Source organism: Leclercia sp. 1548 (assembly GCF_050435045.1).
Lineage (GTDB): Bacteria > Pseudomonadota > Gammaproteobacteria > Enterobacterales > Enterobacteriaceae > Enterobacter > Enterobacter adecarboxylatus.
This window is the reverse complement of sequence record NZ_JBNDJP010000003.1, coordinates 594,965-611,042: the sequence shown is the minus strand read 5'-3', so window position 1 is coordinate 611,042 and position 16,078 is coordinate 594,965. Positions and strand designations below refer to the sequence as shown.

Below are 16,078 nucleotides of genomic sequence, written 5' to 3'. Positions count from 1 at the left end.
TGAGGTAAAGAGGTTTTATGGAAAAGAAATTACCGCGGATTAAATCGCTGCTGACGCCGGGCGAGGTGGCAAGGCGTAGCGGCGTGGCGGTGTCGGCTCTGCATTTCTATGAAAGCAAAGGGTTAATTAAGAGTATCCGCAACACGGGCAACCAGCGCCGTTATACCCGCGATGTGCTGCGCTATGTGGCGATCATCAAGATTGCCCAACGCATCGGGATCCCGCTGGCCACCATTGGCGAGGCGTTCGGCATCCTGCCGGAGGGGCATACGCTGAGTACGAAGGAGTGGAAAGCACTCTCGTCACAGTGGCGCGATGAGCTGGATCGGCGCATTCATACCCTGGAGGCGCTGCGCGACGATCTTGACGGCTGTATTGGCTGCGGATGCCTGTCGCGCAGCGACTGCCCGCTGCGTAACCCTGGCGATAAGCTGGGCGAGCAGGGCACCGGCGCGCGGTTGCTGGAAGAAGATTAGCCCGACGCATAAAAAACTAAAGCGCCATACAGGCGCTTTAGTTTATTTCCGGTCTTTGTCTTTCTCTCTATCCCGCTGGTTCACAGGAGGGTTTCCCCCGACATCAACACCCCTCAGTCGAGCATGGTTTGGAGGTTCCGGTTTGTGCTGACAATTTAAGTCTAGGCCGGGAGGCCGGGTTTGCCAGTTCCACAGCGCACAAAATAGGCGAAATTTTTTCGCCAGGTTGTGCAATTTTCTATAGTTAGTGGGTAAGCCCAACTGGAGATGTCCATGATTAAGGTCCACCACCTCAACCAGTCCCGATCCCAGCGTGTGCTGTGGGCGCTGGAAGAGCTTTCTCTGCCGTATAAGATTGAACGTTATCAGCGTGATAAGACGATGATGGCGCCCGCCGCATTGCGAAAAGTTCACCCGCTGGGTAAATCCCCGGTGCTGGAGGATAACGGCCTGATTCTGGCGGAATCGGGGGCGATCCTCGAATATTTGCAGGAGACCTACGATCCTACATCGCAGCTCAAGCCGCAGGATCGCGAGATGAAACTGCACTACCGCTTCTGGCTTCACTACGCGGAAGGTTCCCTGATGCCGTTGCTGCTGATGAAGCTAGTTTTCTCCAGCCTCGGTAAACCGCCGATCCCGTTTGGCCTGCGCTCGCTGGGCAAAGTGCTGGGGCAGGGGGTGCAAAAGGCGTATCTCAACCGTCAGCTGGAAACCCACGCCCGTTTTCTGGAGTCCTGGCTGAAGGATCACCGCTGGTTTGCCGGGGATAACCTCAGCATGGCGGACGTGCAGATGAGTTTTCCGGTGTTTGCCCTGCTGGAGCGTGGCGGCATCGCGGATCTCCCTTATCTGCAAACATGGATGAAAAACGTCGAAATGCGTCCGGCCTGGCAGCGGGCGATCCAGCAGGGCGGTCCGTTCGAAATCCCTGGCAAATCCTGAACGAACCCTGAAAATGTTATCAAATTGCGCATTCACGATAACGTTTGCGCATACTCTGGTTATTTCTTCACCGCCCCGCAGGAAAATAAGCGAAAAACGGCAAAGTTAAGTTGAAAATGCCCGTGTTCAGGACGGATAATCGTTTGCCTTTAATTCAACACCCGTTTTGTCAGCGTGAAGCTAAACGTTTGCTTTTTTTATGACGCCCCTCTTTGTCATAAACGCAGCACAGGGATATGACGTTTCGCTGGTCGTGGAGTGTCCATCACGCTGACCGACGACGATTATAATTTTCAGGGGATGTTTTCTATGTCTACGCCATCTGCGCGTACCGGCGGTTCACTCGACGCCATGTTCAAAATTTCTGCCCGCGGCAGCACCGTGCGTCAGGAGATCGTTGCCGGTCTGACGACCTTCCTGGCCATGGTCTACTCGGTGATCGTGGTGCCGGGCATGCTGGGCAAAGCCGGTTTCCCACCGGCGGCGGTCTTTGTCGCCACCTGTCTGGTTGCCGGTGTCGGCTCCATCGTGATGGGTCTGTGGGCCAACCTGCCGCTGGCAATTGGCTGCGCCATCTCACTGACCGCCTTCACCGCGTTCAGCCTGGTGCTGGGCCAGCAGATCAGCGTCCCGGTTGCGCTGGGCGCCGTGTTCCTGATGGGTGTGCTGTTTACCATCATCTCTGCCACCGGTATCCGCAGCTGGATCCTACGTAACCTGCCGCAGGGCGTTGCGCACGGCACCGGCATTGGTATCGGCCTGTTCCTGCTGCTGATTGCCGCCAACGGCGTTGGCCTGGTGATCAAGAACCCGCTGGACGGTCTGCCGGTTGCGCTGGGTGATTTCGCCAGCTTCCCGGTGATCATGTCGCTGATTGGCCTGGCGGTGATCATTGGTCTGGAAAAACTGAAAGTGCCGGGCGGCATCCTGCTCACTATCATTGGCGTCTCTGTGGTGGGGCTGATTTTCGATCCCGCGGTACACTTCTCCGGTGTATTTGCCATGCCATCCCTGAGCGATGAAAACGGCAACTCGCTGATTGGCAGCCTGGATATCATGGGCGCGCTGAACCCGGTTGTCCTGCCAAGCGTGCTGGCGCTGGTGATGACCGCGGTCTTCGACGCCACCGGCACCATCCGCGCGGTAGCGGGCCAGGCGAACCTGCTGGATAAAGACGGTCAGATCATCGATGGCGGCAAAGCGCTGACCACCGACTCCCTGAGCAGCGTCTTCTCCGGTCTGGTGGGTGCTGCGCCAGCAGCGGTATATATCGAATCGGCGGCGGGTACGGCGGCAGGCGGTAAAACCGGTCTGACGGCGATCACCATCGGCGTGCTGTTCCTGTTGATCCTGTTCCTTGCCCCGCTGTCCTATCTGGTTCCGGCGTACGCAACTGCCCCTGCGCTGATGTACGTTGGCCTGCTGATGCTGAGCAACGTGGCGAAAATTGATTTTGCCGACTTCGTTGACGCGATGGCCGGGCTTATCACCGCGGTGTTCATCGTGCTGACCTGTAACATCGTTACCGGCATCATGATCGGCTTCGCATCACTGGTGATCGGGCGTATCGTCTCCGGTGAATGGCGTAAGCTGAACATCGGTACGGTGGTGATTGCCGTGGCGCTGGTGGCGTTCTACGCGGGCGGCTGGGCTATCTAAGCTGTCAACTGCGCAAACAGACGGGTGGCTAAGGCCGCCCGTTTTTATTTTCGGAACACATCTTGTTGCCTTATGCGTTACTCTGAGGGAGATACACTGTGGCAAGATGCCAGTGATGTAAACGTACCAAAACCTCGCAAACAGGGAACGCATGGAAATCTTCTTCACAATACTCATCATGACCCTTTTGGTCTCCCTCTCCGGGGTAGTTACCCGCGTACTGCCCTTCCAGTTACCGCTGCCGCTGATGCAGATCGCCATCGGTGCTCTGCTGGCATGGCCGACGTTCGGATTGCATGTCGAGTTTGATCCTGAACTGTTTCTGGTGCTGTTTATCCCGCCTCTGCTGTTTGCCGACGGCTGGAAAACCCCGACGCGGGAATTTCTTGAGCATGGGCGCGAGATCCTGGGGCTGGCGCTGGCGCTGGTGGTGGTCACCGTGGTGGGGATTGGTTTTCTCATCTACTGGGTGGTGCCGGGGATCCCGCTGATACCGGCCTTTGCGCTGGCGGCGGTGCTGTCGCCCACCGATGCCGTGGCGCTGTCCGGGATCGTTGGTGAAGGACGCATTCCGAAGAAAATCATGGGCATTTTGCAGGGCGAAGCCCTGATGAACGACGCCTCCGGCCTGGTGGCGCTGAAGTTTGCCGTCGCCGTGGCGATGGGCACCATGATCTTCACCATCGGCGGGGCATCCGTTGAATTCTTGAAAGTGGCGATTGGCGGCATTCTGGCCGGTTTTGTGGTGAGCTGGCTGTATGGCCGTTCGCTGCGCTTCCTTAGCCGCTGGGGCGGCGACGAACCTGCCACGCAAATCTTACTGCTGTTCCTGCTGCCGTTCGCCTCTTATCTGATTGCGGAACACATTGGCTTCTCCGGCATCCTGGCGGCGGTGGCGGCCGGGATGACCATCACCCGCTCCGGTGTCATGCGCCGCGCGCCGCTGGCGATGCGCCTGCGCGCCAACAGCACCTGGGCAATGCTGGAGTTTGTCTTCAACGGCATGGTGTTCCTGCTGTTGGGCCTGCAGCTGCCGGGGATCCTCGAGTCCTCGCTGGTGGCGGCCGAGGCCGACCCGAATGTTGAAACCTGGATGCTGTTTACCGACATCGTGCTGATTTACGCCGCGCTGATGCTGGTACGTTTCGGTTGGCTGTGGACGATGAAAAGATTCAGCGTGCGTTTCCTGAAAAACAAACCGATGGAGTTTGGTTCCTGGACCACGCGTGAGCTGCTGATCTCCACCTTCGCCGGGGTGCGTGGGGCCATCACCCTCGCCGGTGTGCTTTCCATTCCGCTGCTGCTGCCGACTGGCGATGTCTTCCCGGCGCGCTACGAGCTGGTGTTCCTGGCGGCAGGGGTGATTCTGTTCTCCCTGTTTGTTGGCGTGGTGATGCTGCCAATCCTGCTGCAACATATGGAGGTGGGCGACCACGTTCAGCAGCATAAAGAGGCGCGTATCGCCCGGGCAGCAACGGCTGAAGTGGCGATTGTCACCATTCAGAAGATGGAGGAGCGTCTGGCCGCCGATACCGAAGAGAACATCGATACCCAGCTGCTGAAAGAGGTGAGCTCGCGGGTGATTGGTAACCTGCGCCGCCGTGCGGATGGCCGCAACGACGTGGAAAGCTCGCTGATGGAAGAGAACCTTGAACGCCGCTTCCGCCTGGCAGCGCTGCGCTCGGAACGCGCAGAGCTGTACCACCTGCGTGCCACCCGGGAGATCAGCAACGAGACGCTGCAAAAACTACTGCACGATCTCGATTTGATGGAAGCGTTGTTGATAGAGAAGCAGTAGGGTGAGTGCGGTCTGATGCCTTCACCCCGGCCCTCTCCCACAGGGAGAGGGTGCAAACACTAAAAACGGTAACCTGGCGGTTACCGTTTTGCGTTTACCCCGGCACCCAAAACCCTTCGCAGCATTTCAGCCAGGCCTGGGCGCTGTGCGACAGATACACTCCCTCCCGCCAGATCATCCCCAACTGCCAGTGCAGGTCGCTCTGCAGCGGGATCCAGCGCAACGTGTTTTTATCCAGCCGCTCACAGATGGGCTGCGGCAAAATCGCGATCCCAACCCCCGCCTGTACCATCGCAGCCAGAAAGTCCCACTGTCCACTGCGCACCGCGATGCGCGGCTTAACACCGTGCTGGCTGAACAACTGCATCAGCTGGCGGCTGAGGGCAAAATCTTCGTTGTAGATCAGCAGCGGGTGCTCGGCCAGCAGTTCAGGATTAATGGTATCGAGGGTCAACCAGTTGCCGGAGCGCGGCACCAGCACGCACAGCGGGTGGCTGAACAGCGGCAGTGCCGTCAGACCGCTGTCCTCCTCCACGGGCAGGGCGGTCATCGCCAGATCCAGCTCGCCGTTGATCACCGCCTGCTGGACGGTTAAGCCACCAAATTCAGAAATTTTCAGCTCTACGCCGGGATAGCGCTGGCGAAACAGGCCGATAGGCCCGGCCATCATCATCCCCACCATCGGCGGAATACCGAGGCGTAATATGCCTTTGTTAAGGTGGTTGATGTCGCCAAGCTCCGCCTCCAGCTGGCGAAACTCTGCGAGGATCGCCAGACCGCGTTCAAACACCACCCGACCGGTGTCGGTTAACAGCAGCTTGCGCCCGTCGCGGATCAGCAGGGTACAGTTCAGTTCATCTTCGAGGTTTTTCAGCATTTTGCTGATGGTGGGTTGGGTGACAAAAAGCTTCTCCGCAGCGCGGGTGAAACTCTGCTGGCGTACCACTTCGACAAAGTAACGCAGCGTGCGTATGTCCATGACTATTCCTCGAAACTATACCTTTGATGATTTTAATTCATTTCAGTCAATTACGGGCGCTGACTATACTGGCGCTCCGTCTCATTTTGAGGAAATCCCCCATGACCGTGGCGTTAGGTCGCGTTACGCCTGCCGTCGTGCAACGACTCCAGGTACCGGTTCAGGTACTGCTTTACGCGGGTCTTTTTGTCTTCGCTGAATACCTTGTTGGCTGGCTACATCTGCCGCTGCCGGCCAATCTGGTCGGGATGGTGCTGATGTTCAGCCTGATCCTCTGCCGCGTTATTCCCCTGAATTGGGTGCGGGCAGGCTCACGCTGGCTGCTGGCAGAAATGCTGCTGTTTTTTGTGCCCGCGGTGGTGGCGGTGGTGAATTACGTCCAGCTGCTGATGGTGGATGGCTGGCGCATCTTTGCGGTGATCGCCCTGAGCACGCTGATGGTGCTGGGTGCCACCGCGTGGGTGGTGGATAAAGTCTATCGCTTTGAGATTAGCAGGCAGAAACATGACTAACTTTCAGGTCAGCGTGCTCTGTCTGGTGGTGACGCTGATTATCTATTTCGCCAACAAGCGCCTGTATCGTCGCTTTCGCAAACTTCCCCTGATGCCGCTGGTCTTCACCCCGATTTTGCTGGTAATGATGCTGGTGTGGGGGCATATCTCCTGGCAGAACTATATCGGTGAGGCGCACTGGCTGCTATGGCTGCTCGGCCCGGCGACCATCGCCTTTGCGGTGCCCGTGTACGACAACCTCGCGGTGATCAAACGCCACTGGATGTCGCTTTCGGCCGGGGTGATCACCGCCACGGTGGTGGCCGTCACCAGCTCGGTCTGGCTGGCGCGGTTGTTTACCCTGTCGGATGAGATCCAGCGCAGCCTGGCGGTGCGCTCCGTCACTACGCCCTTTGCGCTGGCCGCGGCAAAACCGCTCGGCGGACAGCCGGATCTGGTGGCGCTGTTTGTGGTGGTCACCGGGGTGTTTGGCATGGCGGTGGGGGACATGCTGTTTTTGCGGCTCTCGATCCGCGAAGGGATGGCGAAAGGGGCCGGGTTTGGTGCCGCCTCCCATGGCGCTGGCACCGCCCGCTCCTATGAGCTGGGCCAGCAGGAGGGGGTGGTCGCCAGCCTGGTGATGATGCTCTCCGGCGTGGTGATGGTGCTGGTGGCACCGCTGGTGAGCTGGTTAATGTTCTGAGTCTTGCCCGGCGGCACGGCGCTTGCCGGGCCTGCGGTTCTCCAGGTCGGTAAGCGCCGCGCCATGCGACAATACTAACGGTTTAAACGCCGCACAATCCGCTCCACCTGCTGGCGGAAATCCGCTGCGACCTGAGCGGGAAGCTGGCCCTGCTCCAGTTTTTCCCGCGCGGCGGTGAACCTGTCGATCACCTGCAAATCTTCAATATAGGGCGTGGCGACGGCGGTCGTGTGCAGCGACTGCGCCTGGCGCAACCCGGCGATCACCGGATCCTGCGGGTCAATCAGCCCCTGCTCTGTGAGCTGTGTTTCCGCCGCCTTGTTAAGCGGAATACCGCGCTCCAGCCCCAGCGCCTCTACCGACTTAGGATCGTTAAGCAGGTAGTTCACCAGGATTGCCGCCTCTTTGGGATGTTTCGTGGATTTTGCCACCGACAGCATCTGCGCCGTTTTGAAATACACCCCCGATTCCTCCGTCCCGGGCTGCATCACGTAATCCCCCAGCACCAGCTTCGCGGGCGGGGTCATGTTGTTGGCAAACATACGAATGGTGATGTTCCAGGTGAACAGGCCGCCCCATTCGCCGTTGATCCACGGCTTCATCTCATAGAGGTTGCCTTTGCCGTAGGAGGAGAGGGTTTTGGGCGACGGCAGAACGTGGTCATCGCTCAGGCGCTTCACAAAACTGAAGGCCTCATCCCACTGCGCGTCGTTCCAGGCGAAGGTGCCGTCGCTATTGAACATCGGCTTGCGGTGCGTCTGCATCATGTAGGCATTGAGCAGCAGAATGACATCCTGATCGACCATGGTGTAGGGATAGTAGTTGTTGCCCAGTTTCTGCTGGAAGGTTTTCCCGGCGGCAAAAAACGCCTCCCAGTTTTTCGGGTACGCCAGCCCGGCTTTCTGCCAGGTCACGTCGTTATAGTAAAAGACCGGGGCGTTGACGGAGACCGGCAGGCCGTTGAGCTTGCCGTTGATGGTGGTGGATTGCAGATCCTGAGCCTGATACTGGCTTAAATCCAGCTCCGCTTTCAGCTTGTCGAGATCGTAATACCCGTCGCCGTTTTTGGAGAAGATTATCAGCCACGGCCAGTTGGTCTGCATCACATCCGGCTCGGTGCCGCTCGCCATCTGGGTGGTCAGGCGCGAAAGATGCCCGTCCCAGCCGGTGTATTCGGCCTTCACTTTGATATCCGGGTGCGACTTTTCGAAGGCGTCCAGCGCCTTCAGCGTGGCCTGGTGGCGGCTGTTGCCACCCCACCACGACATGCGTAATTCAACGGGCTGCGCCCAGGCAGAGTTACAGGTAAATAACAGCGATGCGATGACACCTGACAGGAGTTTATTCATTTTTTATCTCCGGAATTTTTATTATTAAACAGGTGAGTAACGACACAATACTGACCAGTCGCGCTGGCGCGGCCTCCTGCCGCGCCTTCATCATGCTCTTAGCGTTTCGTCAGACGGGAAACCAGCTCGAACTCCTTAAAATTGACCGGACGTTGCTGCTGCATGGAGATATTGCCCGCAATCCCGGTCAGGATGGACATAGCCCCTGCCCGGTGGTCGGCCGCGCGCTGCAGCGGATCCTGGCCCGGCGTGCCAAACAGGTCGGCCAGCATGGCGTTATCGCCGCCGCCGTGGCCCCCTTCACCGAGGCTGAATTCCGCTTTCCAGGGTTCGGCAAACATCGGGAAGACGGTGAGATCGCACTGCTCCAGGCTGCCCTCGTTTTCGCGATCGCCCCCGGCGTTGACGTAGGACTTCTCGACGATCTTCATCTCCAGACGACCTTCGGTGCCGTTAAAGACCACGTTCAGCCCTTCCCACGGCAGGTAGGCGTTCAGGGAGTAGGTGAGCTGCACCTGATTTTGATATTTAACCAGTACCGACAGGGTGTCTTCGATGGTGATGCCATCGCTGAACACGCTCTGGTCGCGGAAGTAGTTATCTTCATGCTCGGCATCGAGATAGAGCGCCTTAAGCTGGGCGTTCTCCGCCATCTGCAGGGCAAACGGATCCGCTTTCGCGTCGGCAAAGCCGTGGGCACGCGGGTAGAACTTCGTCACGCCGCGCTGCTCGGCGTTCTCCCTGCCGTAGAATTGCAGGCTGCCTTCGGCGTAAACCCGTTCCGGGTAGCTGCCGAGCCAGAAGTTCATCAGATCGAAATGGTGGGTAGATTTGTGTACCAGCAGGCCGCCACTGTTGCGCTTTTCCCGGTGCCAGCGGCGGAAGTAGTCTGCGCCATGTTCGGTGTTGAGCAGCCACTCAAAGTGTACCGAAGTAACCTTGCCAATCGTGCCCTGCATCAGCAACTCGCGCACCTTGCTGTGGTGCGGGGCGTATCGGTAGTTGAAGGCCACCCGCACGCTGCGGCCGGTCTCTTCGATGGCATCGAGAATGCGCAGGGCGCGTTGTTCGTCGATGGTCATGGGTTTTTCGGTGATCACATCGCATCCGGCGTGCAGCGCCCGAACGATGTAGTCGTCATGGGTGCGATCCATGGTGGTCACGATGACAACATCGGGACGCGTTTCGCGGATCATCTCTTCAAACTGCGCCGCCTGCCAGAGGGAAACCGGCTCTGCCCCTTCGTTTTTTAATAGCTGCCGGGCATACTCCATGCGCGTCCTATTGGTATCGCAGAAGGCGACCAGTCTGGCATTTTCCCGCCAGGCACCGCCGATAGCGGAAATATATAAACCAGCACGACCACCGGTTCCTACCAGAGCATAATTTTTCATGGCATCCTCAAGTCAAATAGCAAAATAAATATCAGCAAGGTGACGCAATGAAACGTATTCCACATCAGTTGATGGAGCTGAACAGCACTTTTATCTGGCACTGGCCCTGGTTTATTCAGGGGGTGAAAAGCGCGAAACAGCACGGTTTCACTGGGATCATCCTGCACCAACAGGAACTGCTTTCGGTACTTGCCACGCCCTCGGCATTAAGCCAAAAGCTCAACGTCGAGAACCTTATTCATCAGCAAAATTACGCCCTGCAATATTTAATCCGCGTCGATCGCTATCTGGCGGAAAATAACTTATCGTTCTGGCTGCAAGGGGAGGCCGCGCCTGATGACGATATTATTAAGCGTAAATTTCCTGAACTGACGTTCGACGAAAAAAGCGCGCCGGATTTCTGGCACCATTTCTATGCCGCCATATTGCATCCGCTATTACACGCCTTGCCTCACCTCAGCGGGCTTATTCTCAGCCTGACGACACCGGACTTTCAGACCACCCGCTGGCAGCAAAGCCTGCATGATGTCTGGAGCCTGCTGCGCGCCCGGGGCAAAAAGCTCATCCTGCGCGACTTTATTGATAACAGCTGGCCGCGACAGCAGCTGGCTAATATTCTGGCGACGCTCCCGGACGATGTCCGGGCCTCGGTTAAAGCCACGGAGCTGGATTACCACCCCGGCTTTGCCAACCATCCGCACATCGCCACCCTGCCGGGGCATAAAAAGTGGATCGAGTACGATCTCTTCGGCACCGGTTACGGCTGGACCGCGCTGCCGTGTTATCTGGGCGATGAGATCAGCGGCCGCTTAAGCTGGGCACTCAGCGCCGCCGAAAACGAAATCGAAGCCATTACCTCCCGCGTGAGCTGGCAGTGGCTGCCCGACAGCCGGGTGATGGACTCCGCCAATGCCATCAACCTGTTCGGTCTCACCGCCGCCAATCAGGCCGCCGATGCGGCGTTGCCCGCCACCTTCGATCGCTGGGCGGAACATCATCAGCTCGGCTTTCGCTCTTTGCAGGACAAGCATCAGCTCTCGACTATTGTCCACGCCAGCTACGACTGGCTGTGTAAAACGCCAAACCTCCTCGGGCGACGGCTGCACTACCAGAGCCAGATCCCGGAGAGCATTGCCCAGGCGCAGCAGCTGCTGCATATGGACACCCGCAGCGCCAACTGGCTGCACGCCTGGCAGCCGCTGATGCCCGCCGACGATCCTGCGCTTGGCAAAGAGCAGCGTGAGCGGATGGCGCTGGAGAAAGAGGCCGCCTGCTTCCTCGCATCACGCACGCTGCAAAACCTGCGGGAGCTCATGCCGCGGATAACCTGCCAGGACGACACCCTGGCGACCCTGCTCGCCGCCTGGCGCAGCGCGGAAATCTACAGCCAGATGTTCTCCCACGTGGCCGCCGCGGTGACCGACGTGTTGTGGCGGGATCACTACGGTGCGAACAGTCTGCCTGCTGACACCCTGCAAAAGCATCAGCAGCGGCTGCTTCACTACACCGACACCCTGAATCGCTGGCTGGCGGACCCACCCGCCAGCGGCCCCTTGTTCCTGCCGCTACTCCTCAGCCCGGAGCGGCTGGAGCGCTTTGCCAGAAGCCTGAGCGAGTCGCTGTGACTAAAGCATAAAAACTGAGACGGGGATTGTCTGTACGGGGGGCAGAGGGAAAGCCGGGGATTGAGGTAAAATCGGGAAAAGTGTGATGGCCTTTGCGAATTACAGATAAAGCCTGTGATGCACATCGGCTTTTTCCGTTCTGGTGACGTGATAAACGTCACCAGAAGGGGAAAAAAATGTGATCCCCGACCAGCGGCCGGGGAGGGGGTTTTAGTGCGCGCGGCCCTGTTCGACGCCCAGGCCGGTTTGTGAACGGATAAACTGGGCGCGGAATTTCTCACGCTCCAGGTTACCTTCTGGTGAGTTATCAGTAGCGGAGAAGAACCAGATCCCGATGAACGCCACGGCAATAGAGAACAGCGCCGGGTATTCATACGGGAAGATGGCGCTTTCGTGGCCGAGGATCTGCACCCAGATGGTCGGGCCGAGGATCATCAGGATCACCGCCGTCAGCAGCCCCAGCCAGCCGCCAATCATCGCGCCGCGTGTGGTCAATTTAGACCAGTACATGGAGAGCAGAATGATCGGGAAGTTACAGCTTGCCGCAATGGAGAAGGCCAGTCCCACCATAAAGGCGATGTTCTGTTTCTCGAACAGAATGCCGAGCAGGATCGCCACCACACCCAGTACCAGCACGGTGATTTTGGAGACTCGCAGCTCGTCGCGCTCGCTCGCGCCCTTACGGAAGACGTTGGCGTAAAGGTCGTGCGATACCGCAGAGGCACCAGCCAGCGTCAGCCCGGCCACCACCGCAAGGATAGTGGCGAAGGCCACGGCGGAGATAAAGCCGAGGAACAGGTTGCCACCCACCGCGTCGGCAAGGTGTACCGCCGCCATGTTATTACCGCCGATCAGCGCACCCGCCGCGTCTTTAAACGCCGGGTTCGCCCCCACCAGCATGATCGCGCCAAAGCCGATGATAAAGGTCAGAATGTAGAAGTAACCCATAAAGCCGGTGGCGAAGAAGACGCTCTTACGCGCTTCACGCGCATCGCTCACGGTGAAGAAGCGCATCAGGATATGCGGTAAGCCCGCCGTACCAAACATCAGCCCCAGGCCAAGCGACAGTGCGGATATCGGGTCTTTGACCAGCCCGCCCGGACTCATGATCGCTTCCCCTTTCGGATGCACCGCCATCGCTTCGGTGAACAGGTTATTGAAGCTAAAGCCGACGTGCTTCATCACCATAAAGGCCATAAAGCTGGCACCGAACAGCAGCAGCACCGCTTTGATGATCTGTACCCAGGTGGTGGCGAGCATGCCGCCAAACAGCACGTACATCACCATCAGTACGCCAACCAGGACTACCGCAACGTGGTAGTTCAGGCCGAACAGCAGCTCAATCAGCTTGCCGGCACCCACCATCTGCGCAATCAAATAGAGGGCTACAACCACCAGCGAACCGCAGGCAGAGAGCATACGGATGGGGCCTTGTTTCAGACGATAGGAGGCGACATCTGCAAAGGTGTAGCGCCCGAGGTTACGCAGGCGCTCGGCAATCAGGAACAGAATGATCGGCCAGCCGACGAGGAACCCGAGGGAGTAAATGAGGCCATCATAGCCGGAGGTATACACCAGCGCGGAGATCCCGAGGAAGGAGGCGGCGGACATAAAGTCACCCGCAATCGCCAGCCCGTTCTGGAAGCCGGTAATGTTTCCGCCCGCCGTGTAGTAATCGTTACGGGAGCGCACGCGTTTCGATGCCCAGTACGTGATGTACAGCGTCAACACGACGAAAATCAGGAACATGATAATCGCCTGCCAGTTGGTTGGCTGACGCTGAACCTCGCCGGTAATGGCATCTGCCGCATGGGCAGCAAAGGGAAGTGTGGCGGCAAGCGCCGTCAGAACTCGCTTCATGATGCTTTTACCTCGTGCAGGACAGCCTTATTAAGCCGATCGAATTCGCCGTTCGCACGCCAGACGTAGACGCCCGTCAGCACAAACGAAATGATGATAACGCCAATGCCAATGGGAATACCGCGCGTGACGCTGGTGCCAGCGTGCAGCGGCGTACCAAGCCAGTGCGGCGCAAAGGCGATCAGTAAAATAAAGCCGACGTAGATAATCAGCATGATGATGGAAAGAATGAAGGCGAACCGTTGCCGTTTTTCGACAAGCTCCCTGTAGTGCGCACTGTTCTCTATCTGCTGACAAATATCGTTATTCATCAGATTCTCCAGAAGTATCGGTAGGGTTGAGGTTTATTGTTATTCCCTCTCCCGGAGGGAGAGGGTTAGGGTGAGGGTGAAGGAAGGAGCGATCTGATGCCCTCACCCCAGTCCTCTCCCACAGGGAGAGGGAGAAAAAATTACGAAGGCATTGCGATGGCCTGCTTCTCTTCGAGCAGTTTGTCCACCACGCCAGGATCGGCGAGCGTCGAGGTATCGCCTAAGTTGCTGGTATCACCCGCGGCGATTTTGCGCAGAATACGGCGCATGATCTTGCCGGAGCGGGTTTTCGGCAGTGAGTCGGTCCAGTGCAGCACGTCCGGAGTGGCAAGCGGGCCGATCTCTTTACGTACCCAGTTACGCACTTCGGTGTACAGCTCCGGCGACGGCTCTTCGCCGTGATTCAGCGTGACGTAGGCATAAATCGCCTGGCCTTTGATGCTGTGGGGAATACCGACGACTGCCGCTTCGGCAATCTTCGGATGCGATACCAGCGCCGATTCAATTTCGGCAGTGCCCAGACGGTGGCCGGAGACGTTCAGCACGTCGTCCACGCGACCGGTGATCCAGTAGTAGCCATCTTCATCACGACGCGCACCGTCGCCGCTGAAGTACATGTTTTTGAAGGTGGAGAAATAGGTCTGCTCGAAGCGCTCGTGATCGCCAAACAGCGTGCGCGCCTGGCCCGGCCAGGAGTCGGTGATCACCAGGTTGCCCTCGGTGGCTCCGTCCAGCGGGTTGCCTTCGTTATCCACCAGCGCAGGCTGCACGCCAAAGAACGGACGGGTCGCGGAGCCGGCTTTCAGCTGGGTCGCGCCTGGCAGCGGGGTGATCATGAAGCCGCCGGTTTCGGTCTGCCACCAGGTATCGACAACCGGGCACTTCTCGTTACCGATCTTCTTCCAGTACCACTCCCAGGCTTCCGGGTTGATCGGCTCGCCCACGGACCCGAGGATGCGCAGGGAGGAACGGTCGGTCCCTTCAATGGCCTTGTCGCCCTCGGCCATCAGCGCGCGGATCGCGGTTGGTGCGGTGTAGAGAATATTGACCTGGTGTTTGTCCACCACCTGGCTCATGCGCGCCGGGGTTGGCCAGTTTGGCACCCCTTCGAACATCAGCGTGGTCGCGCCACAGGCCAGCGGGCCATACAGCAGGTAGCTGTGACCGGTGACCCAGCCCACGTCGGCGGTACACCAGTAAATATCCCCCTGATGATAATCAAAGACATATTTGAAGGTGGTCGCGGCATAGACCAGATAGCCGCCAGTGGTATGCAGCACGCCCTTTGGCTTGCCGGTGGAGCCGGAGGTATAAAGGATAAACAGCGGATCTTCCGCGTTCATTGCTTCTGGCTGGTGCTGGTCGCTGGCCTGCTCAATCAGGTCGCTCCACCACAGGTCGCGGCCCTCATGCCATTCAACCGCATTACCGGTGCGCTTGAGCACAATCACGCTGTTGACGCTGTTCACACTCGGGTTTTTCAGCGCCTCATCGACGTTCTTTTTCAGCGGAACGGCACGGCCCGCACGCACGCCTTCGTCGGCGGTAATCACCAGTTTTGAACTGGAGTCGATAATGCGACCGGCAACCGCTTCCGGTGAGAAGCCGCCGAAGATGACGGAGTGGACCGCGCCGATGCGGGCGCAGGCCAGCATCGCGACGGCCGCTTCCGGCACCATTGGCATATAGATAGCAACCACATCACCTTTTTTGATGCCCTGAGCCAGCAGAACGTTGGCAAAGCGGCAGACATCGCGGTGCAGTTCGCGGTAGGAAATATGTTTGCTCTGGGATGCGTCGTCGCCTTCCCAGATGATGGCCGTCTGATCGCCGCGCTCGGCAAGATGACGGTCCAGGCAGTTGGCGGCGAGGTTCAGCGTGCCGTCTTCATACCATTTAATAGAGACATTGCCGGGGGCAAAGGAGGTGTTCTTGACCGTTTGATAAGGGGTGATCCAGTCAAGAATTTTGCCCTGCTCGCCCCAGAAGGCGTCAGGGTTGGTAATCGACAGCTGATACTTCTCCTGGTACTGCTCCGGGTTGATCAGGCAGCGGTCCGCAATATTTGCGGGAATGTCGTGTTTATGGACCTGGCTCATGGTTTTTGTTCTCCTTGTAGAATGTTAATAATATGTCGCAAAAACGTTAATTGTAGGGGCTTTGGGACCTTTGTTTACTATTTGGGCGACAGATCACGCAAAAATTAAAGAGTTCGAAAATTGAGCAAATGACACTTTGCAGAAAAATAATTACTCTTGAGGATTATTTGCATTTATAGATAAAAAAGCGTTTTTATAACAAAAGGTTATTTATCATTACTGATATAAATTAGCGTGATAACGCCTTTTGTCAGTCAAATGCCTCGTTCTTAAAGGCTTGCGCAGCATGCCGTGCAAATGGTACTGATACCGCGCGTTAAAAAACCCCATAAATGAACGCAACACAATTCATACCCTTTCAGTATGTGTCGTCCCCGCCGTTTTACGAG

General features: G+C 57.9%; 13 protein-coding genes. 7 read left to right on the top strand and 6 right to left on the bottom strand.

Annotated elements, in window-relative coordinates; genetic code table 11:
* The first annotated feature begins 17 nt into the window (after positions 1 to 17).
* From soxR to ABIE02_RS12360, 4 genes are all read left to right on the top strand, one after another.
* On the top strand, positions 18 to 476 hold the full coding sequence (soxR, locus tag ABIE02_RS12375) for a redox-sensitive transcriptional activator SoxR (protein ID WP_032616010.1): 459 nt from the start codon (positions 18 to 20) through the stop codon (positions 474 to 476).
* 273 nt (positions 477 to 749) lie between these two features.
* A complete protein-coding gene (locus ABIE02_RS12370; RefSeq protein WP_336995168.1) occupies positions 750 to 1,421 on the top strand; it encodes a glutathione S-transferase family protein in 672 nt (223 codons plus the stop codon).
* 309 nt (positions 1,422 to 1,730) lie between these two features.
* Entirely contained in the window at positions 1,731 to 3,080 is a 1,350-nt protein-coding gene (gene ghxP, locus ABIE02_RS12365; RefSeq protein WP_032616060.1) for a guanine/hypoxanthine transporter GhxP, read from the top strand.
* A gap of 151 nt (positions 3,081 to 3,231) precedes the next feature.
* Positions 3,232 to 4,878 carry a Na+/H+ antiporter gene (locus ABIE02_RS12360; RefSeq protein WP_032616015.1) on the top strand — a complete coding sequence of 549 codons (1,647 nt, stop codon included), beginning with the start codon at positions 3,232 to 3,234 and terminating at the stop codon, positions 4,876 to 4,878.
* 94 nt (positions 4,879 to 4,972) lie between these two features.
* Here the strand turns inward: ABIE02_RS12360 and ABIE02_RS12355 are convergent, their stop codons facing one another.
* A complete protein-coding gene (locus ABIE02_RS12355; RefSeq protein WP_059308941.1) occupies positions 4,973 to 5,857 on the bottom strand; it encodes a LysR family transcriptional regulator in 885 nt (294 codons plus the stop codon).
* A gap of 101 nt (positions 5,858 to 5,958) precedes the next feature.
* Between ABIE02_RS12355 and ABIE02_RS12350 the strand changes: the two genes are divergently transcribed.
* Complete coding sequence (locus ABIE02_RS12350) at positions 5,959 to 6,369, top strand: CidA/LrgA family protein (protein WP_032616019.1); 411 nt, start codon at positions 5,959 to 5,961, stop codon at positions 6,367 to 6,369.
* On the top strand, positions 6,362 to 7,051 hold the full coding sequence (locus ABIE02_RS12345; protein ID WP_032616021.1) for an LrgB family protein: 690 nt from the start codon (positions 6,362 to 6,364) through the stop codon (positions 7,049 to 7,051). The genes ABIE02_RS12350 and ABIE02_RS12345 overlap by 8 nt, the downstream gene beginning before the upstream one ends.
* A gap of 74 nt (positions 7,052 to 7,125) precedes the next feature.
* Here the strand turns inward: ABIE02_RS12345 and ABIE02_RS12340 are convergent, their stop codons facing one another.
* Together ABIE02_RS12340 and ABIE02_RS12335 are read right to left on the bottom strand one after the other, a co-directional pair.
* The gene (locus tag ABIE02_RS12340) at positions 7,126 to 8,400 is read right to left on the bottom strand and encodes an ABC transporter substrate-binding protein (RefSeq protein WP_336995166.1); all 1,275 of its coding nucleotides are present in this window, start codon (positions 8,398 to 8,400) and stop codon (positions 7,126 to 7,128) included.
* 98 nt (positions 8,401 to 8,498) lie between these two features.
* Positions 8,499 to 9,794 (bottom strand): Gfo/Idh/MocA family protein, encoded by a 1,296-nt coding sequence (locus tag ABIE02_RS12335; protein ID WP_059308939.1) that lies wholly within the window; start codon positions 9,792 to 9,794, stop codon positions 8,499 to 8,501.
* Between the two features lie 47 nt (positions 9,795 to 9,841).
* Here ABIE02_RS12335 and ABIE02_RS12330 point away from each other — a divergent pair, with 47 nt between their 5' ends.
* Entirely contained in the window at positions 9,842 to 11,419 is a 1,578-nt protein-coding gene (locus ABIE02_RS12330) for a hypothetical protein (protein WP_285124984.1), read from the top strand.
* Between the two features lie 210 nt (positions 11,420 to 11,629).
* Here ABIE02_RS12330 and actP read toward each other — a convergent pair whose 3' ends face one another.
* The 3 genes from actP to acs all read right to left on the bottom strand — a co-directional run bounded on the left by actP (position 11,630) and on the right by acs (position 15,689).
* Positions 11,630 to 13,279, bottom strand: a complete 1,650-nt coding sequence (gene actP, locus ABIE02_RS12325; RefSeq protein WP_032616029.1) for a cation/acetate symporter ActP — start codon at positions 13,277 to 13,279, stop codon at positions 11,630 to 11,632.
* The gene (locus tag ABIE02_RS12320) at positions 13,276 to 13,590 is read right to left on the bottom strand and encodes a DUF485 domain-containing protein (RefSeq protein ID WP_032616031.1); all 315 of its coding nucleotides are present in this window, start codon (positions 13,588 to 13,590) and stop codon (positions 13,276 to 13,278) included. Before ABIE02_RS12320 ends, actP begins: the two co-directional genes overlap by 4 nt.
* 140 nt (positions 13,591 to 13,730) lie before the next feature.
* Positions 13,731 to 15,689, bottom strand: a complete 1,959-nt coding sequence (gene acs / locus ABIE02_RS12315) for an acetate--CoA ligase (RefSeq protein ID WP_032616033.1) — start codon at positions 15,687 to 15,689, stop codon at positions 13,731 to 13,733.
* Between the last annotated feature and the right edge of the window lie 389 nt (positions 15,690 to 16,078).